The sequence below is a fragment of the Allochromatium tepidum genome (genome assembly GCF_018409545.1).
GTDB lineage: Bacteria > Pseudomonadota > Gammaproteobacteria > Chromatiales > Chromatiaceae > Thermochromatium > Thermochromatium tepidum_A.
In genome coordinates this window covers 1,345,475-1,367,131 of record NZ_AP024563.1, presented here as the reverse complement: position 1 = coordinate 1,367,131, position 21,657 = coordinate 1,345,475, and the positions used below count along the sequence as shown (strand labels likewise).

Here is a 21,657-nt window from a genome sequence, read left to right as displayed (position 1 = left end):
GTTCAAATGCGGCTCTGGTTTAAGCGATCCCGAGCCGGCGTCCATTACAAGCCATCCCGCCAGTAACACTGGCACCTAGATCCCATGTCGGTTTGTAAACAGGCAGGCAAACGGCTGCAAAATCGATACAATTCAGGTACGGCGGATGGCTCATGAGCGGGCATCACGGGCATTTGGATCGACATCAGACGATAGCGTCTCTGGTCATCTGCCGCTACAGCCATCCACTCTATCACCATCGGTTGAGGCGTCGCTCTGCCCTCCCACCAGGGCTAAAAATGGCCAAAGTCGAGTTTTGGTGAGTTTTCCGCAGGGGTTGGAGCGACGTCTGATCACCTTGGACTGATGCTCCAGATCGGAAGCTATGTGATCCTAGAGATGGATCAGAACGGCAGCACGCTTTTCTGGCAGACCTCAGATACACAAACGCGGAAGGCTAATCGATTTGTGCTCGCAAGCGCCGGGACGATTTCGCGTGATGCATCATCACGGGTGGCAGTTCAAGTACGAAAATGAAATCCTCCGGCGTACCGGAGTATCGCGTTCCGGCTAAAGTATCACTCCTGATCCGCCTGGATAGAGAAACACACGATGACCATCCTAGAGCAAATCCACCTTCACACCCAACGCCTCCCCCCGAACATACAGCGCGAGGTGCTGGACTTCATCGAGTTCCTCGAAACCCGCCATACTCAGTCCAGCCCATCAGCCAGCCACGCTGGTGCCCCAGCCTCCTGCCTGGAACTGGCTCAGAACGGCGGCTTGGTCGGATGTCTCCAAGACGCACCGGCGGATTTGTCCACAAACCCGCGCCATCTCCAGGACTACGGCGTATGAAGCGGCAGGTTATCCTGGATACAGGCCCGTTAGTCGCCTTACCAGCCCTTTTAAGGTGCTCATAAAGTGTTCGAAAAAGTTGCAAATCTTTCAGCGACTTACAGCATCAATAGGGCGCGCATTGCGCTAACTGAGTCAGGTCGTGCTCTGCAACTTATTGATTATAAATGTTGTATTTTTGCACCTTAAAAGGGCTGGTCGCCTTACTCAATGCCCGCGACCAGTGGGGCATGACTGGACCCGTCGGCAGTTAGCCACCATCACGCCACCGCTCCTGACCTGCGAGGCCGTCATCTCGGAAGCCTGTTTCCTGGTGCAGCGCGCGGGTGGCGATCCCGAATGGGTACTACGACAGTGCCGGATTGGACTGGTCGCACTGCCCTTCACCCTGGCCGCCGAGATGGAATAGGTGGCGACCCTGATGCACAAGTATGCCGATGTGCCCATGTCGCTGGCGGATGCCTGCCTGGTCATCATGGCCCAGTCGTTCGACACCAGCCCAGTGCTGACCCTGGACAGCGATTTTCGGATCTATCGCAAGGATGTACGCACCCCGATTCCCCTGATCATTCCGGACTCGGTGGCCTAGTACTTCGCACCTTAAGTTGACTGGACAATTTTATTCCATCAGCGGCTTGCCGATGTAGGTCCGGCGAAACGGCTTGGCGAGGGTCTGGTTGAAGAAATCGATGAACTCAAGGAGCCGTTGCTTGAGGTCGTCGGTGGAGGCGAAGCGCCCGCGCTTGAGCAACCGACGGGTGAGGATACCGAACCGGATCTCGACCTGATTGAGCCGGGAACAGGGCTTGGGGGTATAAACAAAGCGGATGCGATGGGGGGGATCCTGGAGAAAGGCGGCCCGGGAGGCCATGCTCTGGAGGATCCCGGTTTTCTCAGGCGTGAACTCACCCGGGGCGCCGCAACGCGGGCGGTCGGACAGCACCTCCTTGATCGCCGCCACCAGACGCGGGCCCGTCAGAGCGGCGAGCCGCTCCTGGGCCTCGACCCAACGCCGTCGCCACGGCCCGACCGCGTCTTCATTGAGTCCCAGCGCCTGTCCAATCGCTTTGCTGCGTTCTCCTCGGCGGCACGCCGCACGATCTGCGCCCGCTGCACCAGGCTGTGGGCCGTTTCGCGGCTTCGCGCCGGACCTTTCAGGACGGTGCATGGTTCAGGGGGCAGTTCAATCAACGGGGCAGGACGGGCCATGGGGAGCAACTCACAATCAGACCGTGGGAGAGTGATGGGCGATTATCCCGAAAACTCCAAGTGCGCGGTACTAGCCCTTACCCGACAGGGGCTTTCACCCTGCAAGATACGCCGAGCTTTGCTCAGCGCGATAACGACTAAGGTAAGCCGACCAGCGCGCGGCACGACGCTTGATTTTACCCACGGCGCTGGCCGCGCTGGGTCGGCTTGAGCGACTTGTTAGGCGCTACTGGCATCGTGACTCACCCAATTTAACCCACTTTCCGTTTCGAGAGAGCTTTACAATATCAACAACCTGGACCCAAACCTTTTCCTGATTAGTTACGAAGCTCAGCACTGCGGTGCGAGAACTCTCAGGCCAAGTTTTTGTTTTCTCTTGCCCGGTCAATCTCTGACCACCTAAGCGCGGCCTCCAAGTCAGCGCAGACGACCAGCGTACCTGGCACAAACTCAGATGGCTGAAAATAATTTCATAAAAACAATGAATTACAGTAAGCGTGAATGTGCTGAGCTTCGTAACTAATCAGGAACCTTTTTCCCTTTGAAGCCGTAGTCATAAAGCACTTGGCATACATAATCCGCGTATCCGTCTCTTCGACTTCCATCGTCGATTACACCAACCTTGAATATATCGCTTGCGGTCCAGATTGCATCTTTTGTTGTTTTCTCTTCATTGCTTAGGAAATGTTGTTTCACTTGTTCATGCTGTGCGCTATAGGTTTCCGAATTAGCTTGAAAATGAATCAAGGAAAAAACTATACCAACAGTTGCCGCGATCAGATTTCTTTTCATATTGCCCCCATTGTTGCTGCCTAACGTTCAACATCAGCGGCGGCGCGAAGCGCCGTCCGCTGCATGCTCTTGTTGGGCGGTTTGGCACTGAGCGGCTCCACCATGCTCTTGAGGGCCACCTTCGGGCAAGAAGCATGCGAGCACACCCAGCAATCTGTCCTGATCGCCGCGGTACACGACCGAGCTACGATATGTCCCTAGCGCACCACCGTCGACAATCAAGCGGTTCTCTCGGACAGTAATGCTGTTGACGGTATCCCAGCGAAGAAAGACGTCCTCGCTGAAGAGGTAGTATTCAAGAGCCAACCCATCATTGTCTGCCGCAAGTCTTTTGAAGTACTCCGGCTGGGTCGCCCGGTAGCCGAAGATCGCTCCAAGTAGCAACCCGGCAATCATGACAAGCACGCCTGCGATACGCCACGACCGGGAAGAACGCCTGCGGAAATCGATCCAAAACAAGGTTCCAAGACCAACTCCGACAACGGTTAGACCACCGAAGATCAGGCGGACCGTAGACTCGGAGTGGAACTGATACGAGAAGATCTCCTCCATTGTCTGGGGGTCCTATGGCGCCCAACAGTTAAATAGACAGAATGTTGGTCCGGCGTGCTAGACAGATTCCGCCTAGCACCGTTAGCATAGACTCTGCCTAACTCGCAAGGCTAGGTCAAACCGCCCAAGCAACGCTAAACCGAATCCACACGCTCTGTCTGTGAATCCAGTTCATAGCACATGCCTGAACATCAAGCAACAGAAAACGCCGCCAAGGAGCGTTTTTGGGACCACTTCATTGCCAGAGCCCGTCAGTCCGGCGTCAAGGAAAACGCGCTTCGGTGGCATGTCCGCCGCGCGGAGGCGTATCTGGCGGCCTTCCCAGACAAGCGTCTGAGTCTGGTAGCGGAAATCCGGCGCCGACACTATTCGATCCGCACCGAGCAGGCGTATGAAGCCTGGGTGTGCCGCTTCATTCTGTTTTGCGATCACCGCGATCCAAGCGAGGTCGGCGCCGACCGCCTCCGGGATTTTCTCGAAGACCCGGCGGTGCGTGGTCAGGTCTCGGCCAGCACCCAGAGCCAGGCATTGAACGCCCTGGTGTTTCTGTACAAACAGGTGCTTGGACAGTCATTGGACGCGCTTGGGGATTTCGCTCGCGCCAAGCGACCGAAGCGACTACCCGTCGTGCTGGAACGCTCGGAGGTCGGACGACTGTTGGCCGGCCTCGCGGGAACTCCACACTTGATGGCCGCGCTACTGTATGGCACCGGAATGCGGTTGATGGAGTGCGTGCGGCTCCGCGTGCAGGATATCGACTTCCACTATCATCAAATCGTCGTGCGCGACGGCAAGGGACAGAAAGATCGGGTGGTGCCGCTACCGTCGCGTTTGGAGGAACCCTTGCAGCAGCACCTGCGGCGCACTCTCGAACCGAAAGGGCGCGGCCAGCAATCCATCCGGGGTGTGGATCAGCACGCGCGCCTCCCAGGTCATACGCCCACTCGTACAGACCGGAATCATGCCATGCCCGGCATAGCGCCCATCGCCGAGCGATTCCAGCGCTACGCGGTTGAAGCCCATGTACATCTCGACGCCGACGAAATCGACCTCGACCGCTTCGGCCGCCAGTCCCGAGAGTTCGACTTCGAGCCGCAGCGGCGCGGCCACCGGAAGGGTCCGCGGCTCGATCCCGAAGCGCACCCGGCCACCGCCGCCGAAACGCGACTCACAGGGTCCGGCCCGCAGATCGCAGCGCGGATCGAGCGACGCGACCTGCGACACAGGCGGATACAGCACCGGCCAGACAGCCCGGACGATGATGAGGATCGCGCCGAATCCCAGAGCCGCCCCCAGCCCCACCCGGAGCCGGACCCGACGACGGCCGTTTTCGTTGTTCACGGCACCGCTCACCGCACCTGCCGCCACCAGCGATCGATGATGTCGTTGACGTCCAGATCCTCCGGTCCCTGCATCCAGCTCTGGGAGAAGGGCGCGTCACTGCTCGAAGGCGGCGGATCGGGACGGTCGACCTGGATGCGCGTGGGCAGCAGCGCGGCATCGCCCACCGCCAGGACTTCACCGCGACGCAGCGAGGCGAGCCGGTCGGCGAGATTCTTTGCCCCCTCGGGCAGTAGACGACGCACGTACTCCTGGTCGTCGGCGTTGGAGATGCGCAGACAGAGATAGTTGCCGCACTGCGCCAGCACGGTCTCCGACAGCTCGGTCGGACGCTGGCTGACGATGCAGAGCGTGACGCCGTACTTGCGCCCCTCCTTGGCGATACGCTCCATCGACCGGCGCGTCCCGACGAAGCGGGTGTCGGACTCGCGCGGGATGTACTGATGCGCCTCCTCGCACACCAGCAGCAGCGGAAATTCGTGCCGACGCGGATTCCAGTAATTGAACTCATAGGCCAGCCGGCCGATCTGGGCCGAGATCACCGGGCGCAGATCGACCGGGACCGGACTGAGGTCGATCACCGTCACCTGACGCTTGGGCTCGCCCAGCCCGACGAAGTCGCGCAACAGCCCCTCCAGACTGGCCGAACTCTTGTTCTTGCGCGGATGCATGAAGAAGTCGTAGCGCCCGTCGTTGTAGAGCGAGAGGAAGCGCACCAGGAAGTCGTCGAAGGCGCCGAACAGCGGTCCCTTGACCTTGCCGAACTCCAGCTTCTCCTCGTTGGCCTTCTTGAAGCGCTGATACAGCTCGTCGATCGGGAAATAGACCGGCGAGTCGACCGAGAGCCGATCGATCCCGGCGTGCTGATTGGACTGCTTGCGCAGGGCATAGACGGTCTCGCGCAGAAAGGCGATCTGGAGCGAGGCATTGACGTCCGCGCGGTCGATGAAGAGATCGACCAGCTCCGAATAGGTCAGCAGCCAATAGGGGATCTCCAGCTCGCGCGCGTCGAGATAGCGCGCCGTGCCGGGCGGAAAGATGCCTTCGGTCGTGCCGTCGGGGCGTTTCCAGCCGTATTCGCCATGCAGGTCGAGCAGGACGATGTGCGAGTGCGGCATGGTCTTGACCACGCGCTGCATCAGACTGGAGAGCGTCCAGGACTTACCCGAGCCTGACTGGCCGAGGATGGCCAGATGGCGCCCGAACAGGGCTGTGGGTTCCAAGGTCGCCTTGAGTGCCGAACGCACCGACAGCCGGCCCAGTTCCAGCGCGACCTGAGTCTTGCGCGCCAGCAGGATCGCCAAGCGCGAGGTGGGAATCAGATGCACGGTCGCGCCGACCACCGGATAGCGGCTCACGCCGGGTTCGAGCCGGCCGTCGCCGTTGATCTCGCCGAGCGCGGTCAGCTCCAGCCGCCGCTCGCGCACCGTGACCTGACGCGGAGTCGCGTTGGCCTCGCCCTGGACGGTGCGCGTACCGACGGCCTTTTCGTGGCTGCGCGCGATCTCGGCGAGGATGTGTCCGGCCCGGTCCCGGACCTCCACCAGGCTCCCCAACTGGCCGACCGGGAGCGACTCGTCTTCCAGCGTCTTGGCTGAGGGGAAACCGTCCTCGGACGGAAAGAGCGTGGCGATCAGGCGTCCGCCCTGGATGTCGATGACGCGGCCGATGAGCGTGGGATCTGGCGTGGACATTGGCGACTGGATTCCATTTGACTTGGACTATGACCGATTATCGCGCGCTTGGCACCGACACGTCTCGCCCCAACGAACGGCTCGGACGTTTTTGGGCTTGAAAAATTAGAATATTCTTATATTATAAAACTAACACAAACAACCACCCTGTAGGAGTCGTATCATGGGCGCTCTTGGAATTCTCGCCGCGATTGCCGTTCTGGTCGGTGGCGTGCAGACAGCGGTTCTGGCAACTGCCGACGGTCACTCGACGACCGCGCCGGCACGCACGCCAACGGCCGAGGTCCGGACCACCGGGACCGAGACCCACCAAACGCTGGCGCAGTCGAACCGCTGACGCGATCGGTCATGAACCGACATCCGGGTTCAAGGGCCGTGTCCGGACTGGTATCCTTCGTCCTGGATCAACGCCCCGGACCCGCCGATGTCGAGCACCGAGTCAACCATCCGCTTCACCGTCTCGCTCCCCAAGACGCTGCTCGACGAGCTCGATCGGCGTCTGGTGAACAAGGGCTATGCCTCGCGCTCCGAACTGGTACGCGACCTGATCCGTGAACGGATCGTCGAGGAGACCTGGGAGCGCGGCGACACCGAGGTCGCCGGGGTGCTGACCATCGTCTACGACCATCATCAGCGCGAGCTGACCCAGCAGATCCTGGACATCCAGCATCGTCAGTACATCCATGTGGTGGCCACGACCCATGTCCATCTGGACCATCATAACTGTCTGGAGACCATCATCATCCGCGGGATGCCCGCCGAGATCGAACGGCTCAGTCTGGAGATCGGCGGACTGCGCGGCGTGCGCTTCGCCGAATTGACGCGCGCGTCCAAAGTCGAGCATTGACCCGGTTTCCAGCGACTTCGTGCACCATGAGCGTGCATCACGCCCAGCCCCATCACACCTCGTGATTGAAATAATCCCGCGTCAGGGCGTCGCTCAGATCCGGCAAGGCGGTCAGGAAGACATCCAGATACTCATGCAACCCCTGGGCGATGATGTCCTCTCGCGCGCCAGACGCAGACAGTTGAGGATGCTGCCGGGATTGGTCTCGGCCTGGGTCAGCAACCGGATGACGCGCGGCACACTCACCCGACCGTCCGGGTAGGTCTCGGCATAGCGGTCGTCGGCGCCCAGGATGGTCAGCAGCGGCAGCCATTGACCCTCCTCGGTCAGTCCCTCCTCGGCCGCCAGCCGGTGGACGACATTGATGTCCAGCACCCGCGCGGTGTTGTCGGCCCGTTCCAGATGGGGGGCCATCCAGTAGAGCGATTCGGCGATTCGACTCAGCATCCGCATGGCTCCCGTCAGTCGGCCAGTACCCAGGTGTCCTTGCTGCCCCCGCCCTGCGAGGAATTGACCACCAGCGACCCCTTGGTCAGGGCCACGCGGGTCAGACCGCCGGGGATGACCTCGATCTCGTCGCCGCCGTGGAGCACGAAGGGGCGCAGATCCAGATGACGCGATTCCAGCTCGCCGTCCAGACAGCAGATGTGGCGCGAGAGCTGGATCACGGGCTGGGCGATGTAGCGGCGCGGATCGGCCTGGATGCGGCGCGTGAAGTCGTCGCGCTGGCCGGCCGTCGAGGTCGGTCCCATCAGCATCTCGTGCCCGCCCGACTCGGAGACGGCCTTGATCACCATGCGCTCCAGGTTGTCGAGCACATAGTCGCGGTCCTGCGGATCGGTCATCTGATAGGTCGGCACGCTCGGCAGGATCGGCTCCTCGCCCAGATAGTAGCGGATGATGTCGGACACATGGGCATAGACCGCCTTGTCGTCGGCGATCCCGGTGCCTGGGGCATTGACCAGGGCCACGTTGCCGGCCCGCCAGGCGCGGATGATCCCCGGCACCCCGAGCAGCGAGTCGGGCCGGAAGACCAGCGGGTCCAGATAATCGTCGTCGAGACGCCGGTAGATGACGTCGACCTGACGCAGTCCGAGCGTGGTCTTGAGATAGACCCGATCGTTGCGACAGACCAGATCGCGCCCCTCGGCCAGCTCCACGCCCATCTCGCGGGCGAGGAAACTGTGCTCGAAATAGGCGGAGTTGAAGATCCCTGGGGTCAGGACCACCACCACGGCGTCCGCCGCGCCGCGCGGCGAGAGCCGTCTGAGCCGCTGGAGCAGCCGCTCGGGATAGTGCTCGACCGGCCGCACCCGATAGCGCTGGAAGAACTCGGGCAGGATACGGCGCTCGATCAGCCGGTTCTCGATCATGTAGGAGACGCCGGACGGGGTGCGCAGATTGTCCTCCAGCACCAGATAGCGCCCGCTCTCGTCACGGATCAGGTCGACGCCGCTGATATGGATGTAGACACCGCCCGGCGGGTCGACGTCGAGGATGTCGCGACAGAGATCACGGCCGCGATAGATGAGTTCGGGCGGCACCACGCCGTCCTTGAGGATGGACTGCTCGTGATAGACATCGTGGATGAAGCGGTCGAGCGCGCGGATGCGCTGCTTGAGACCGGCCTCGATCGGCGTCCATTCCCCGGCCGTCACCAGACGCGGCAGGATATCGAAGGGCCGAACCCGTTCGATCCCCGGCTCCTGATCCGAATACAGGGTGAACGTGACCCCTTCGTTATGGAGCGCCAGATGGGCCTCGCGTGCCTTGAGGGCCAGTCCGCGCTGGCCGGCACGCTGGATGTGCTCCCACAGCGGGACATAGTGCTCGCGCGGCTGGAAGTCGTCGCGATAGAACTCGTGATAGGGCGTGGCCGGACGCTCCGCGCGAGCGTCCGACCCACTGGCGCCAACGGCTTGGAATTGTCTCAGCATGGTGTCCCGGCTCCCACGACATGGCCTGTTGCACCAAGTTACCAAGCAAAAAACAAACCGCGCATGAAGACTCGATACGCGGTTCGGATCGTTCGGCGTCGACCCGACGGGCCGACGCTCGGCACTGGTACGGCCGGTCTTATTCGCCCGGTTCGACCGCCTTCATGCTCAGACGGATACGGCCCTGCTTATCGACCTCCAGCACCTTGACGCGCACCACGTCGCCTTCCTTGAGCTTGTCGCTGACCGACTGCACGCGCTCCTCGCAGATCTGCGAGATGTGCACCAACCCATCGCGTCCGGGCAGGATGGTGACGAAGGCGCCGAAGTCCATCAGACGCGCGACCTTGCCCTCGTAGACCTTGCCCACCTCGACATCGGCGGTGATCAGACGGATGCGGCGCTTGGCCTCCTCGCCGGCGGCCTTGACCACGGAGAAGATCTTGACCACGCCATCGTCGTTGATGTCGATGGTCGCACCCGTCTCCTCGGTGATGGCGCGGATGACCGAGCCGCCCTTGCCGATGACGTCGCGGATCTTCTCGGGATGGATCTTCATCTCGATGATGCGCGGGGCGTGCTCGGACATCTCGACGCGATGCGAGTCGATGACCTTGTTCATCTCGCCGAGGATATGCAGCCGTCCTTCCTTGGCCTGAGCCAAGGCGATCTCCATGATCTCGCGCGTGATGCCCTCGATCTTGATGTCCATCTGGAGCGCATTGATGCCGGTGGCGGTACCCGCCACCTTGAAGTCCATGTCGCCCAGGTGGTCTTCGTCACCCATGATGTCGGTGAGGACCGCGAAGCGCTCGCCTTCCTTGATCAGACCCATGGCGACACCGGCGACCGGCGCCTTGATCGGCACGCCCGCGTCCATCAGCGCCAGACTGGTGCCGCAGACGCTGGCCATCGAGCTGGAGCCGTTGGACTCGGTGATCTCGGAGACCACGCGCACCGAATAGGGGAACTCTTCGATGCTCGGCATCACCGCCAGCACGCCACGCTTGGCCAGACGTCCGTGACCGATCTCGCGCCGCTTGGGGCTGCCGACACGGCCGATCTCGCCGACGCAGAAGGGCGGGAAGTTGTAATGCAGCATGAAGTGCTCACGCCGCTCGCCTTCCAGCGCATCGATGATCTGCGAGTCGCGCTCGGTACCGAGCGTGGTGATGACCATCGCCTGGGTCTCGCCGCGCGTGAAGAGCGCCGAGCCGTGGGTGCGCGGCAGCACGCCGGTGCGGATGGTGATCGGACGCACGGTCTTGGTGTCGCGCCCGTCGATGCGCGGCTCGCCGGCCAGGATCGACTCGCGCACCGTGGTCGACTCCAGTGCCTCGATGGCCGCCTTGACCTGAGCTTCGGTCCAGGCGGGCGTCTCGACGGCGCACAGTTGTTCGATGATGGCGGTGCGCGCCGTACCGAGCGCGGTATAACGCGCCTGCTTTTCCTTGATGCGGTAGGCGGCGGCAATCGCCTCGCCACCGGCCGCGCGCACCTGCTCGGTCAGCGCCGGATCGATGACATGCGGCGTCCAGTCCATCGCCGGCTTGCCGGCCACGGCGGCCAGCTCGCGGATCGCCTGGATCGCGACCTGCATCTGCTCGTGCCCGAAGAGCACCGCGCCGAGCATGACGTCTTCCGATAGCCCACGCGCCTCGGACTCGACCATGAGCACGGCCTTGTCCGTCCCGGCGACCACCAGATCCAGATCCGAGTCCGGCCCCAGGCCGATCACCGCTGGATTGAGGATGTATTCACCGTTCTTGTAGCCGACGCGCGCGGCGGCGATCGGGCCGTTGAAGGGTACGCCCGAGAGCGCGAGCGCGGCGGACGCACCGATCAGCGCCGGAACCTCGGGATTGACCGAAGGGTTCAGCGACTTGACGGTGGCGATGATCTGCACCTCGTTGCAGAAACCCTTGGCGAACAGCGGGCGGATCGGACGGTCGATCAGACGCGCTGTGAGGATCTCGCCCTCGCTCGGACGGCCCTCGCGCCGAAAAAAGCCGCCTGGGATGCGTCCGGCGGCATAGGTCTTTTCCTGATACTCGACCGTCAGGGGCAGGAAGTCGCGCTCCGCGCCCGGCCGCTTGTCGACCACGACCGTCACGAGGACCACGGTGTCGTCCATGTCGATCAGGACGGCACCATCGGCCTGGCGCGCGATCTCGCCGGTTTCCAGCCTGACGGTCTGCTTGCCGAATTGGAACTCTTTAACGATGGGGGTGGGAATCACAGATAAATCCTCTGGATGTTTGGCTCGGGTGTTTGGGCCGCCGGCGCGACGGACCCTGGGCACTCCAAACCTGCGGCTCGGGCCGGTGCGAACGGAGATGGCCGCGCGGAGGGTGTCGGTTCGCCGCGCGTCGCGCTGGACGCACCGGGAGCGGACGAACGAGCGACCGGCGGCCGACCACCCGTTCGCCGGGGTGCGACGCGGAGACTTAGCGACGCAGACCCAGGCGCGCGATCAGATCGCGATAGCGGTCCAGATCCTTGCGCTTGAGATAGTCGAGCAGTTTACGCCGCGAATTGACCATGCGTACCAGGCCACGACGCGAGTGATGGTCGTGGGTGTGCTCCTTGAAGTGGTCGGTCAACTGCTGGATGCGTGCGGTCAGCAGCGCGACCTGCACCTCGGGCGAGCCGGTGTCGCGCTCGCTGCGCGCGTATTCGTCGACGACCTTCTTCTTGTCGGCAGCGGTCATTGTCATTGGAAATCTCCTCGAAATGGTTGAAGCACGAAAATAAAGACCTGCGTCGGACGGGTCATCCCGTCGCGATCATCCCCAACAATGACTTCAGGGATGTTTCCATCAGGTCGAACATGGAACCGAACGAATCAAATCAAACGCTTGGGCTGGACTTTCCCGTCGTCGCGGATCTCGCCGACACCCAGGAAATGCGATGAAGGGTCGTAGAGCCGGACCAGACCCTCGGTCGGCGCCTGGGGCACCAGCACCGCCTGTCCCTGCCCGAGATAGAAGGCCGTATCCGCCGAGAGCTTCAGTGCCGGACAGTGCCCGAGCGCGCTGTCGAGCGGCAGCAGCAGGGCGTCGAGCGCGGCGAAATCCTCGGCTTCGGCCAGTGCGGCGATCTGCTCGCCGGTGACGAAGGTCACATCCGGCTCGGCATAGTGGCCGACGCCGGTCCGACGCAGGGCGCTCACATGGGCGCCGCAGCCGAGTTCGCGACCGATGTCCTCGGCTAGGGTACGAACATAGGTGCCCTTGGAACAGTGCACGTCGAGTTCGATCTCGGGCAGTTCCATCGACAGCAGTTCGAGCGCATGGATCTCGATACGGCGCGTCTGGCGCTCGACTTCCAGACCCTGACGCGCCAGCTCATAGAGCCGCTGCCCCTGATGCTTGACCGCCGAATACATGGGCGGCAACTGATCGATGGGACCAAGGAAGCCTGACAGCACCTCGCGCAGACGCACCTCGGTCACGCCGTCGACCGGCGCGCGCTCCAGCACCTCGCCTTCGGCATCGCCCGTGGCCGTGGTCTCGCCCAGACGCACACGCACCCGATAGCGTTTGTCGGCATCCAGCAGGAAGGCCGAAAACTTGGTCGAATCGCCCAGACAACAGGGCAGCAGCCCGGTCGCCAAGGGGTCCAGACTCCCGGTATGCCCCGCCTTGGCGGCGCGATAATAGCGCTTGACCCGTTGCAGGGCCTCGTTCGAAGACAGGCCCAGCGGCTTGTCCAACAGCAGGATCCCGGTCACGGGGCGTCCCGAATTACGGCGGCGTCCCATGATCTCAGTGCTCCTCTTCAGTCGCGGGCCGCTCCTGAGCGACGGCCTGTTCGATCAGGCTCGACAGATGCTCGCCCTTTGCGATCGATTCGTCGTGGATGAAGTGCAGTTGCGGCATGGCCCGCAACCGCACCTCTTGCGCCAGCGCATGGCGCAGGAAACCGGCGAGCTGCTTGTTGAGCAACCGCTCCTGCGCCTGCGTGTCCTCGTCGCTGGGGAAGCAGGTGAAATAGACCTTGGCATGGGCCAGATCGCGCGTCACCCGCACCTCGTGCACCGTGATGTTGGCCAGACGCGGATCCTTGACCTGATCGCGCACCAGCACCGCCAGTGCGCGCTTCATCTCGGCGCCGATACGCTCGGTGCGGTCGAATTCACGTTCGTTCACAGGACACGGGCCTTCTCGGTACGCTCGAAGACCTCGATCTGGTCGCCGGGCTGCACGTCGTTGTAGTTCTTCACGCCGATACCGCATTCCATGCCGTGCTTGACCTCGGCCACGTCGTCCTTGAAGCGACGCAGCGATTCGAGCGCGCCCTCGTAGACCACGACATTGTTGCGCAGCACGCGGATCGGGTTGTTACGCTTGATGACGCCCTCGACCACCATACAACCGGCCACCGCACCGAACTTCGAGGACCGGAACACATCGCGCACTTCCGCGAGGCCGATGATCTCCTCGGTGACGATCGGACTCAAGAGACCCGAGATCGCCTGCTTCACCTCGTCGATCAGCTCGTAGATGATGCTGTAGTAACGCAGATCCAGACCCTTTTCCTCGACCACGCGACGCGCAGCGGCATCGGCACGGACGTTGAAGCCGAGCAGGATCGCATTCGAGGTGACGGCCAGGTTGGCGTCGGATTCGGTGATCCCGCCCACGCCCGAGGCGACGATGGCGACCTTGACCTCGTCGTTGGTGAGCTTGAGCAGACTCTCGCGCAGTGCTTCCAGACTGCCCTGCACATCGGCCTTGAGGATGAGGTTGACCGCCTTCTGCTCGCCGTCCTTGAGCTGGGTGAAGAGCTGGTCGAGACTCACGCCGCGCTGCTCGTCGAAACGGCTCTGACGCGACCGGGCGGCGCGGAACTCGGCGACCTCACGGGCACGACGCTCGTCGCTGACCGTGATGACGTCGTCACCGGCGTTCGGCGTGCCCGACAGACCCAGCACCTGCACCGGGATCGAGGGACCGGCCGATTCGACCGGCGCGCCCGACTCGTCGAACATGGCGCGCACACGACCGTATTCACCACCCGAGACGATGATGTCACCGCGCCGGAGCGTGCCGGACTGCACCAGCACCGTCGCCACCGGACCGCGTCCCTTGTCGAGACTGGATTCGACGATGGCGCCGCGCGCCGGACCCTCGACCGGAGCCTTGAGTTCGAGCACCTCGGCCTGGAGCAGGATGGCGTCGAGCAGCTCGTCGATACCGAGACCGGCCTTGGCCGAGACCTTGACCATCATGGTGTCGCCGCCCCATTCCTCGGTCAGCACCTCGTACTTGGTGAGTTCCTGCATCACCTTGTCGGGGTTGGCCTCGGGCTTGTCCATCTTGTTGATGGCCACGATCAGCGGCACGCCGGCGGCGCGCGCATGCTGGATCGCCTCGACCGTCTGCGGCATGACGCCGTCGTCGGCCGCGACCACCAGGATGACGATGTCCGTCACCTTGGCGCCACGCGCACGCATGGCCGAGAAGGCTGCGTGACCTGGGGTGTCGAGGAAGGACACCGTGCCCTTGTCGGTCTCGACGTGATAGGCGCCGATGTGTTGCGTGATGCCGCCGGCCTCGCCCGAAGCCACACGGGTGCGGCGGATGTAGTCGAGCAGCGAGGTCTTGCCGTGGTCGACGTGGCCCATGATGGTGACGACGGGCGGACGCGGCAGGGCCTCGAACTGGCCCTCCTGCTCCTGCATCTCGTCGAGCAGCGTGCCTTCGGCGTCGCGCTCGTCGGCGACGACGGCCTTGTGGCCCATCTCCTCGACCACCAGGATCGCCGTGTCGCGATCGAGGTTCTGGTTGATGGTGACCATCATGCCCTGCTTGAACAGCTCCTTGACGACCACGGATGCCTTGACCGACATACGATTGGCCAGCTCGGCGACCGTGATGGCCTCCGGGATCTCGACCTCACGCACGACCGGGGCCGTGGGCTTCTGGAAGGCATGCTTGTCCTGGAGCTGCGGCTTGGAGGACTTCTTGCGCCGACGCGGACCGCGACCGCCGCCGGGACCGTCGATGTCTTCATACTCGCCACGTCCGGCGACCGCGATATCACGGACACGCACCGGTGCGGCCTCCTTGCGCCCGACCTTCTTGGCCGGACGGTCTTTTTCCTTCTCTTTCTCGACCGGCTCGAAGACCTTCTTCGCGGTCTTCTTCGGCTTGGCCGCTTCGGCGCGACGCGCGGGCGTCTCGGTCTCGGCCTGGGCTTCGTCGGCCTCAGCCGTCACCTCGACGTCGACGTCTTCGGTCACACCGCGCGCCTGAAGCTCGGCGGCCTCGCGCTCGGCCTGCCGGCGTGCTTCTTCCTCGGCGCGACGGCGTGCCTCGGCGGCCTGACGGCGCTCTTCCTCTAGACGCGCTTCTTCCTCGCGGGCGCGGCGCTCCTGCTCTTCCTGGTCGGCGAGACGACGCGCTTCCTGCTCGGCGCGCATCGCTTCCAGAGCCGCGCGCCGCCGTGACTCATCGATCACGGCGCTGGTGGCCGCCGCGCGCTCGCGTCCGGCGCGGCTGCGATCATTGGATTGCCGCTTCGGTGCAGGCGTGCCGCCTGTACCTGGCTCGTCGACGCGCTTGACATAGGTGCGCTTGCGTCGGACTTCGACGCTCACCGTCTTGCCGCCGCCGCGCCCCGCCGGAGCCGGACGCGAATTCGGCGTATTGCTACGCGGCGCGGCCGCCGGCGGAACACGCAGTTCGCTGACCGACTTGCGCTTGATCGTGACCTGATCGGGGCCGCCGTCGGCCTCGCCCTTGCCGTGACTGCGGCGCAGATAGGCGAGCAGTTGGACCTTTTCCTGCTCCGTCAGCTTGAAATCCGCATCACCGGCGCTGATACCGGCGTCCTTCAACTGGGTTAGGAGTCGCTCGACCGGAATGCCGACCGTTGAGGCGAGTTGCTTGACCGTGACTTCACTCATGGACTGACCCTTTGTACCTCTATTCCTCTGGGGCATTCGCGAACATCGGCTCGCGCGCCTGCATGATCAAACGGGCGGCCCGCTCTTCGTCCATGCCCTCGATCTCCATGAGGTCGTCGACCGCCAGGTCGGCGAGATCGTCCAGGGTCTCGATACCGCGCTCGGCGAGCACCGCGACGAGTGTCTCGTCCATGCCCTCCAGCGCCGACAGACTCAGCCCACCCACTTCGTCGACTTCCTCGGTGGCGATGGCGCGCGTGACCAGGACGTCGCTGGCGCGCTCGCGCAGTAGCTCGATGGTCTCTTCGTCGAGCTCATCGATGGCGCGCATCTCCTCCAGCGGCACATAGGCCACTTCGTCGACGCTCGAAAAACCTTCCTCGACCAGGAGCATGGCCAGCCCCTCGTCGATGCCCAACTGATCCATGAACACCTGTGCCGAACGGCGCGCTTCCTGCTCGCTCTTGGCGGCGGCGTCCTTCTCGTTCATGACGTTCAGCTCCCAGCCGCTGAGCTGGGTCGCGAGCCGGACGTTCTGACCGAAACGGCCGATGGCCTGGGCCAGATTCTCTTCCTTGACGGCGACATCCATGCTGCGCGCCTCCTCGTCGATGACGATGGAGACGACGTCCGCCGGCGACATGGCATTGATGACGAACTGCGCCGGGTTCTCGTCCCAGAGGATGATGTCGACGCGCTCGCCGTTGAGTTCGTTGGAGACGGCCTGCACGCGCGAGCCGCGCATGCCGACACAGGCTCCGACCGGATCGATGCGCGGGTCGCGGGTGCGCACCGCGATCTTGGCGCGCACGCCCGGATCGCGCGCCGCGCCCAGGATCTCGATCAGCCCCTCGCCGACCTCGGGCACTTCGAGCTTGAAGAGTTCGATCAGGAGCTCGGGCGCGGTACGGCTGACGAAGAGCTGCGGTCCTTTCGGCTCTGAACGCACATCATAGAGATAGCCGCGCAGACGATCGCCCGGACGCACGGATTCGCGTGGGATGACGTGATCGCGCGGGATGAGCGCCTCAGCGTTGTTGCCCAGATCGAGCAGGATGGTGCCGCGTTCGGCCTTCTTGACGATGCCGGTGACGAGCTGACCCCGGCGCGCGGCGAAGGCGTCGACGATCTTGGCGCGCTCGGCATCGCGCACCTTCTGCAAGATGACCTGCTTGGCGGTCTGGGCGGCGATACGGCCGAAGAATTCGGATTCGATCTCTTCCTCCATGAAATCGCCGATGTTCAGATCCGGCTCCAGGATGGCCGCCGCCGAGGCGGTGATCTGGCGCGACGGCGCCTCCAGCATGCCGCTTTCGGGATCGGGGACGATCTCCCAGCGCCGGAAGGAGCGATAGTTGCCGGTCTTGCGATCGATGGACACGCGCACGTCGATCTCGCCGCCATGCTTCTTGCGGGTCGCCGAGGCGAGCGCCGCCTCGATCGCCTCGAAGATCACGCCTTCGGGGACGTCCTTCTCGTTGGAGACGGCTTCAACGACATTCAGGATCTCTTTGCTCATTCCACCAATATCCAGCTTGAACTGCGGCCAGAGTGAAAAACGACGGGTGTCAGTGCGAATCCGGGCGCGCCCGGAAGTCGGGGATCAGACGGGCCGAGTCGATGCTCGTCAAGGGGATCTCCCAGTCGCGCTCCTCGGCGCGCAGTGCGATGCCGCCCGGCGCCAGTCCCAGGAGGACGCCTTCCAGCTTGCGCCGTCCCTCGACCTTCTCGCTCAGACGCACACGGACACGGCTTCCGGCGAAGCGCTCGAAATGTTCGGGGAACACCAGGGGGCGATCCAGGCCGGGCGAGGAGACTTCCAGGTCGTACTGATCCGAGATCGGATCCTCGACATCCAGTACGCCGCTCAACTGATGGCTGACCGCCGTGCAGTCGTCCAGGGTGATGCCGCGCTCGTGGTCGATGTAGACCCGCAGCGTGGCTCCGCCGCCCTTTTGAAAATACTCGACGCCAACCAGCTCGTAGCCCAGAGGCTCGACGACACGTCGTGCCAGAAGTGTGAGTTGGCTATCGGCCGGTTGCATACTGTGCGCCCCGTAGAAACAAAAATTGGGCCATAGGCCCAACTTCATAACCCTGCCCAAGCCGTCCGGACGGCTGATCGGCGCCGTTTTTCGCGAGCGATAAAAAACCCCGTAACGGGGTCTCATGACGACGATTCTGTGTTACCGGATCCGCCTGTTCCTTAAGAAGCGAAACTATACACCCCAATTCAGGCGATTTCAAGGCGCACGTCGAGGAAACGGCACGTTCACGCAGGCTCGAAGCCGGGGATCGTGCCATGCCTCGACAGGCGGTTGCGGCCTGCCGACGTCACCGGGCGCCCAGGGCGGGCACCACGGTGAAGCAGTCGAATCAGCGCACCGGAGGGCCATAGACGCCAGGCGCATAGCCCGGTGCATAACCGGGCGCGTAGCCTGGGGCATAACCCGGATGGCCGTAAGGCATCGCCGGCATGGGCATGACCTCACGCATCCGGCCCCAGTACTGGCGCATCCGCTCGTCGGCCTCGCGACGCATGGCTTCGTACTGAGCCATCATCTCGGCGCGTTGCTGCTCACGCTGAGCGGCCCATTCGTTGGCCGGCATCCGCGTCATGGGGGCACGCTCGCTCGGAGCAGACATGGCGGGCGGCGGCGACATCGGCTCGGGTTGAGCCGCAGCCGGCGCCTTGGGGGCCGCTGCAACCGGAGCTGAGGCTGGCTGTTCGACGGGCGACGAAACAGCAGGGGCGACCGGGGCCGGAGCCGGCTTCGCGGTCTCGGCCGGCGCCGGGGTCGACGGAGCGGACTTGGGTTCGGCGGGCGCCTTCAGGGCGGCGGCGGCATAGCTGACCGGCGGCTGGGGCGCGGGCTTGGGGGCCTCGGCGACCTTTGGCGTCTCGGTCGATTCAGTGGGCTTGGAGGACGATTCGGTCTGGGCGATCGGCTTGGCTGGGGCTTCGGTCTTGGGCGCGGCGTCCGCCTGGGCCGTTTCGGTCGACTCGGCGGCGGACTCGTCCTTGTCGGAGAAGCCCGGCAGCGACGACAGCGAGACCGGGCTCAGCTTGGCGATCGAGTCGAGCATGGACGAAGCTGTGGTGCCGCCGCCCTCGCGATCGACCGAACTGAGATAGACATAGCCAAAGCCGATGACCGCCGCCCAGAGGATGAGCTTCGGAAACCAGCCGAGACCGGAACGAGCCGGTTTTTTTTCTTCAGAGTCAGACATTCTGCGTTACTCCCGCGAATAGGCGAATCATTGTGGATGTTCGATCAGTGATTGGACCAAATGTCCATCGAGTCCCGGCCCTGAAGACTTCAATCGGCGACCGCCACGGCCTCCAGGACCGTCAACACCCGCTCGACGCACAGGGCCAGATTGTCCTCGATCTCCTTCATGGTAATGACGTTGCCACTCTTACCGGCGGCCCAATTGACGACGAAAGCCAGGCCGGCATAGCAGAGGTCGAGTTCGCGCGCGAGACCCGCCTCGGGCATACCGGTCATGCCGACCATGTCGCATCCATCCCGTTCGTGACGCCGGATCTCGGCGGACGACTCCAGACGCGGACCCTGAGTCGCGGCATAGGTTCCGTGGGGAACCACGGCCTCGCCGACGCGCCCGCAGGCCGAGATCAGCGCCTGACGCAGCGACTCGCAGTAGGGTTCGGTGAAGTCGATGTGATCGACACCGCCCGTGATGCCGTCGTGGATCGTGTGCTCGCGTCCGTGGGTGTAGTCGACGATCTGATCCGGCACCGCCAGCACGCAGGGGCCGAAGCTCGGCGTGATTCCGCCGACGGCCGCCAGTCCGATGACACGATCGGCGCCCGAGGCGCGCAGCGCCCAGAGATTGGCGCGATAGTTGATGCGATGCGGCGGCAGATGGTGCGACGGACCATGACGCGGCAGGAACAGCACTTCGCGCTCGGCGAGCCGGCCGCGCGTCACCGGGGCCGAGGTCGCGCCATAGGGCGTCTCGACCGGCTTGGATTCGAGCACCGTCAGAGATGGCAGGCTCGTGAATCCCGAGCCGCCGATGATCGCGAGAAGACCCATGCGTCCACCTTGCTGATAAAGCTCAGGAGTTTACCGGAGAGCGCGCTCGAAACCAAACGGCATCAAAGATCAAAGATCGCCGGACGGACGTGGAAAACGCGCGACGACCCAGGCCGGTAGCTTGGCCTGATTGGCGTGATAGAGTGCGTCGGACTCGATCATGACCAGCACCAGGAGCGTGACCATCATCGGCAGGATACCGATGCCGATCACCAGCGCGATGGCGGCCTCCTTGATCATGAGTCCATTGGCATAGCCCAGCGAGCCCAGCCCCGCCACCACCAGCAGCAGCCCGAGCATCGCCATGAAGATCCGGCTACGGCGCGCGCACACCTGCCAGTGACACATCACATACCAGGAATCGTAGCGGCGCGACCGGCGTGCGCGAAGGAGCGTGTAGCTGAGGATGGCGAAGGAGACGAGCGGCACGATCAGCATGGCCCAAGGGGCGCTGCCGAAGATCCCGCCGAGCGCCACCGCCATCAGGATATGGTTGCCGACCATATTGGTGAGGAACAACTCGTGCGGGATGTTGGCCTGCTTGATCTCAGTCGGGCTGACGTCGCAGTGAATGGACACGGTCGGTTCCTCAGGGGGCGGCGGAAACGCTGGAGTCGGCGGATTCGGCACAGACCGGGCAGGCGGGATCGGGACGCAACCGGACCTCGCGCCACTCCATCCGCGCCGCGTCGAGCAGGAGCAGGCGTCCGAACAGCGGGGTGCCGAGTCCGGTCAGGATCTTGATCGCCTCGGTGGCCTGGATACTGCCGATGATCCCGACCAGCGGCGCCAGCACGCCATTGGCGGTACAGGTTTCGTCGATGGTGCCTTCGTCCGGATAGAGGCAGCGATAGCAGGGATCGCCCGGCTGACCGCTGAAGGCCGTCACCTGTCCTTCCAGGCGGATGGCGGCACCCGAGACCAGCGGGACGCACGCCGCCCGGCAGGCAGCGTTGACGGCAAAGCGGGTGGCGAAGTTATCGCAGCCATCGACGACCAGATCCACGTCGGCGACCAGTTCGGGCAGGGTCTCGGGCGTGAGCGAGGTCTCGACCGTCACGAGCTCGACGCTCGGATTAAGCGCCCGGAGCGTCTGCCGCGCCGATTCCGCCTTGGTCCGACCGAGGCGATCCGTGTTGTGCAGGATCTGGCGTTGCAGATTGGACGGATCGACGCGGTCGAAGTCGGCCAGGAGCAACCGCCCGACCCCAGCCGCCGCCAGATAAAGCGCCACCGGCGAGCCGAGTCCGCCGAGTCCGACCACGAGCACGCTGGATTCGCGCAGACGTTCCTGGCCTTCGATGCCGAACTGGGGCAGCAGAATCTGGCGGCTATAGCGCAGCAGGTCGTCGTCGGTCAACTCAGAGCGGAACATGGCAGCAATTCCAAATTTAAGCCCCTTGTGCTATCAGGGGCTGGCGTTTACAGTCGACGGCGAGCCGCTATCATGATGCATCCCTCGGCCTTTGGCCAT

23 protein-coding genes and 1 pseudogene are annotated in these 21,657 nt (G+C 63.6%); 6 read left to right on the top strand and 18 right to left on the bottom strand.

Going from position 1 to position 21,657, the window contains the following annotated elements:
* Window positions 1–591 precede the first annotated feature (591 nt).
* From Atep_RS17120 to Atep_RS06495, 3 genes are all read left to right on the top strand, one after another.
* Entirely contained in the window at window positions 592–837 is a 246-nt protein-coding gene (locus Atep_RS17120; RefSeq protein ID WP_213380970.1) for a DUF2281 domain-containing protein, read from the top strand.
* 223 nt (window positions 838–1,060) lie between these two features.
* Window positions 1,061–1,246 carry a hypothetical protein gene (locus Atep_RS06500; RefSeq protein WP_213380968.1) on the top strand — a complete coding sequence of 62 codons (186 nt, stop codon included), beginning with the start codon at window positions 1,061–1,063 and terminating at the stop codon, window positions 1,244–1,246.
* The gene (locus Atep_RS06495) at window positions 1,247–1,426 is read left to right on the top strand and encodes a PIN domain-containing protein (protein WP_213380967.1); all 180 of its coding nucleotides are present in this window, start codon (window positions 1,247–1,249) and stop codon (window positions 1,424–1,426) included.
* A 30-nt stretch (window positions 1,427–1,456) separates the two neighbouring features.
* On the opposite strand, the gene Atep_RS06490 is transcribed toward Atep_RS06495, so the two are convergent.
* From Atep_RS06490 to Atep_RS06480, 3 genes are all read right to left on the bottom strand, one after another.
* Window positions 1,457–1,798 carry a transposase gene (locus Atep_RS06490; protein ID WP_236786580.1) on the bottom strand — a complete coding sequence of 114 codons (342 nt, stop codon included), beginning with the start codon at window positions 1,796–1,798 and terminating at the stop codon, window positions 1,457–1,459.
* Window positions 1,799–2,565: 767 nt separating this feature from the next.
* Window positions 2,566–2,838, bottom strand: coding sequence for a hypothetical protein (locus Atep_RS06485; protein WP_213380966.1), 273 nt, complete (start codon window positions 2,836–2,838; stop codon window positions 2,566–2,568).
* Between the two features lie 33 nt (window positions 2,839–2,871).
* Window positions 2,872–3,390, bottom strand: a complete 519-nt coding sequence (locus Atep_RS06480) for a YdbT family protein (protein WP_213380964.1) — start codon at window positions 3,388–3,390, stop codon at window positions 2,872–2,874.
* 180 nt (window positions 3,391–3,570) lie between these two features.
* On the opposite strand from Atep_RS06480, the pseudogene Atep_RS06475 reads away from it, so the two are divergent.
* A pseudogene (locus Atep_RS06475) lies at window positions 3,571–4,197 on the top strand (phage integrase N-terminal SAM-like domain-containing protein); the annotation flags it as partial.
* A gap of 12 nt (window positions 4,198–4,209) precedes the next feature.
* Here the strand turns inward: Atep_RS06475 and Atep_RS06470 are convergent.
* Window positions 4,210–4,731, bottom strand: coding sequence for a hypothetical protein (locus tag Atep_RS06470; RefSeq protein WP_213380962.1), 522 nt, complete (start codon window positions 4,729–4,731; stop codon window positions 4,210–4,212).
* An 8-nt stretch (window positions 4,732–4,739) separates the two neighbouring features.
* Window positions 4,740–6,425, bottom strand: coding sequence for an ATP-binding protein (locus Atep_RS06465; protein WP_213380960.1), 1,686 nt, complete (start codon window positions 6,423–6,425; stop codon window positions 4,740–4,742).
* Window positions 6,426–6,588: 163 nt separating this feature from the next.
* Between Atep_RS06465 and Atep_RS06460 the strand changes: the two genes are divergently transcribed.
* The gene (locus tag Atep_RS06460; protein WP_213380959.1) at window positions 6,589–6,762 is read left to right on the top strand and encodes a hypothetical protein; all 174 of its coding nucleotides are present in this window, start codon (window positions 6,589–6,591) and stop codon (window positions 6,760–6,762) included.
* Between the two features lie 87 nt (window positions 6,763–6,849).
* Window positions 6,850–7,272, top strand: a complete 423-nt coding sequence (gene nikR / locus Atep_RS06455; protein WP_213380958.1) for a nickel-responsive transcriptional regulator NikR — start codon at window positions 6,850–6,852, stop codon at window positions 7,270–7,272.
* A 111-nt stretch (window positions 7,273–7,383) separates the two neighbouring features.
* Here nikR and Atep_RS06450 read toward each other — a convergent pair whose 3' ends face one another.
* From Atep_RS06450 to Atep_RS06390, 13 genes are all read right to left on the bottom strand, one after another.
* Window positions 7,384–7,719: an alpha-E domain-containing protein gene (locus tag Atep_RS06450; protein ID WP_236786577.1), complete on the bottom strand. Its 336-nt coding sequence runs from the start codon at window positions 7,717–7,719 to the stop codon at window positions 7,384–7,386.
* Between the two features lie 14 nt (window positions 7,720–7,733).
* Window positions 7,734–9,209 carry a circularly permuted type 2 ATP-grasp protein gene (locus Atep_RS06445; RefSeq protein WP_213380957.1) on the bottom strand — a complete coding sequence of 492 codons (1,476 nt, stop codon included), beginning with the start codon at window positions 9,207–9,209 and terminating at the stop codon, window positions 7,734–7,736.
* A gap of 139 nt (window positions 9,210–9,348) precedes the next feature.
* Window positions 9,349–11,448, bottom strand: coding sequence for a polyribonucleotide nucleotidyltransferase (pnp, locus tag Atep_RS06440; protein ID WP_213380956.1), 2,100 nt, complete (start codon window positions 11,446–11,448; stop codon window positions 9,349–9,351).
* Between the two features lie 208 nt (window positions 11,449–11,656).
* Entirely contained in the window at window positions 11,657–11,926 is a 270-nt protein-coding gene (rpsO, locus tag Atep_RS06435; protein ID WP_213380955.1) for a 30S ribosomal protein S15, read from the bottom strand.
* Window positions 11,927–12,054: 128 nt separating this feature from the next.
* Window positions 12,055–12,972: a tRNA pseudouridine(55) synthase TruB gene (gene truB, locus Atep_RS06430; protein ID WP_213380953.1), complete on the bottom strand. Its 918-nt coding sequence runs from the start codon at window positions 12,970–12,972 to the stop codon at window positions 12,055–12,057.
* Between the two features lie 4 nt (window positions 12,973–12,976).
* Window positions 12,977–13,360 carry a 30S ribosome-binding factor RbfA gene (gene rbfA / locus Atep_RS06425; protein WP_213380951.1) on the bottom strand — a complete coding sequence of 128 codons (384 nt, stop codon included), beginning with the start codon at window positions 13,358–13,360 and terminating at the stop codon, window positions 12,977–12,979.
* Window positions 13,357–16,122: a translation initiation factor IF-2 gene (gene infB / locus Atep_RS06420; RefSeq protein WP_213380950.1), complete on the bottom strand. Its 2,766-nt coding sequence runs from the start codon at window positions 16,120–16,122 to the stop codon at window positions 13,357–13,359. Before infB ends, rbfA begins: the two co-directional genes overlap by 4 nt.
* Window positions 16,123–16,141: 19 nt before the next feature.
* Window positions 16,142–17,641 carry a transcription termination factor NusA gene (nusA, locus tag Atep_RS06415; protein WP_213380948.1) on the bottom strand — a complete coding sequence of 500 codons (1,500 nt, stop codon included), beginning with the start codon at window positions 17,639–17,641 and terminating at the stop codon, window positions 16,142–16,144.
* A 49-nt stretch (window positions 17,642–17,690) separates the two neighbouring features.
* Window positions 17,691–18,167 (bottom strand): ribosome maturation factor RimP, encoded by a 477-nt coding sequence (rimP, locus tag Atep_RS06410; protein ID WP_213380947.1) that lies wholly within the window; start codon window positions 18,165–18,167, stop codon window positions 17,691–17,693.
* A 331-nt stretch (window positions 18,168–18,498) separates the two neighbouring features.
* Window positions 18,499–19,353 carry a hypothetical protein gene (locus Atep_RS06405; RefSeq protein ID WP_213380946.1) on the bottom strand — a complete coding sequence of 285 codons (855 nt, stop codon included), beginning with the start codon at window positions 19,351–19,353 and terminating at the stop codon, window positions 18,499–18,501.
* 89 nt (window positions 19,354–19,442) lie between these two features.
* Entirely contained in the window at window positions 19,443–20,183 is a 741-nt protein-coding gene (locus tag Atep_RS06400; RefSeq protein WP_213380945.1) for an S-methyl-5'-thioinosine phosphorylase, read from the bottom strand.
* A gap of 69 nt (window positions 20,184–20,252) precedes the next feature.
* Window positions 20,253–20,762: a hypothetical protein gene (locus tag Atep_RS06395; RefSeq protein ID WP_236786575.1), complete on the bottom strand. Its 510-nt coding sequence runs from the start codon at window positions 20,760–20,762 to the stop codon at window positions 20,253–20,255.
* A gap of 10 nt (window positions 20,763–20,772) precedes the next feature.
* Window positions 20,773–21,543: a HesA/MoeB/ThiF family protein gene (locus Atep_RS06390; protein ID WP_213381457.1), complete on the bottom strand. Its 771-nt coding sequence runs from the start codon at window positions 21,541–21,543 to the stop codon at window positions 20,773–20,775.
* Window positions 21,544–21,657 lie beyond the last annotated feature (114 nt).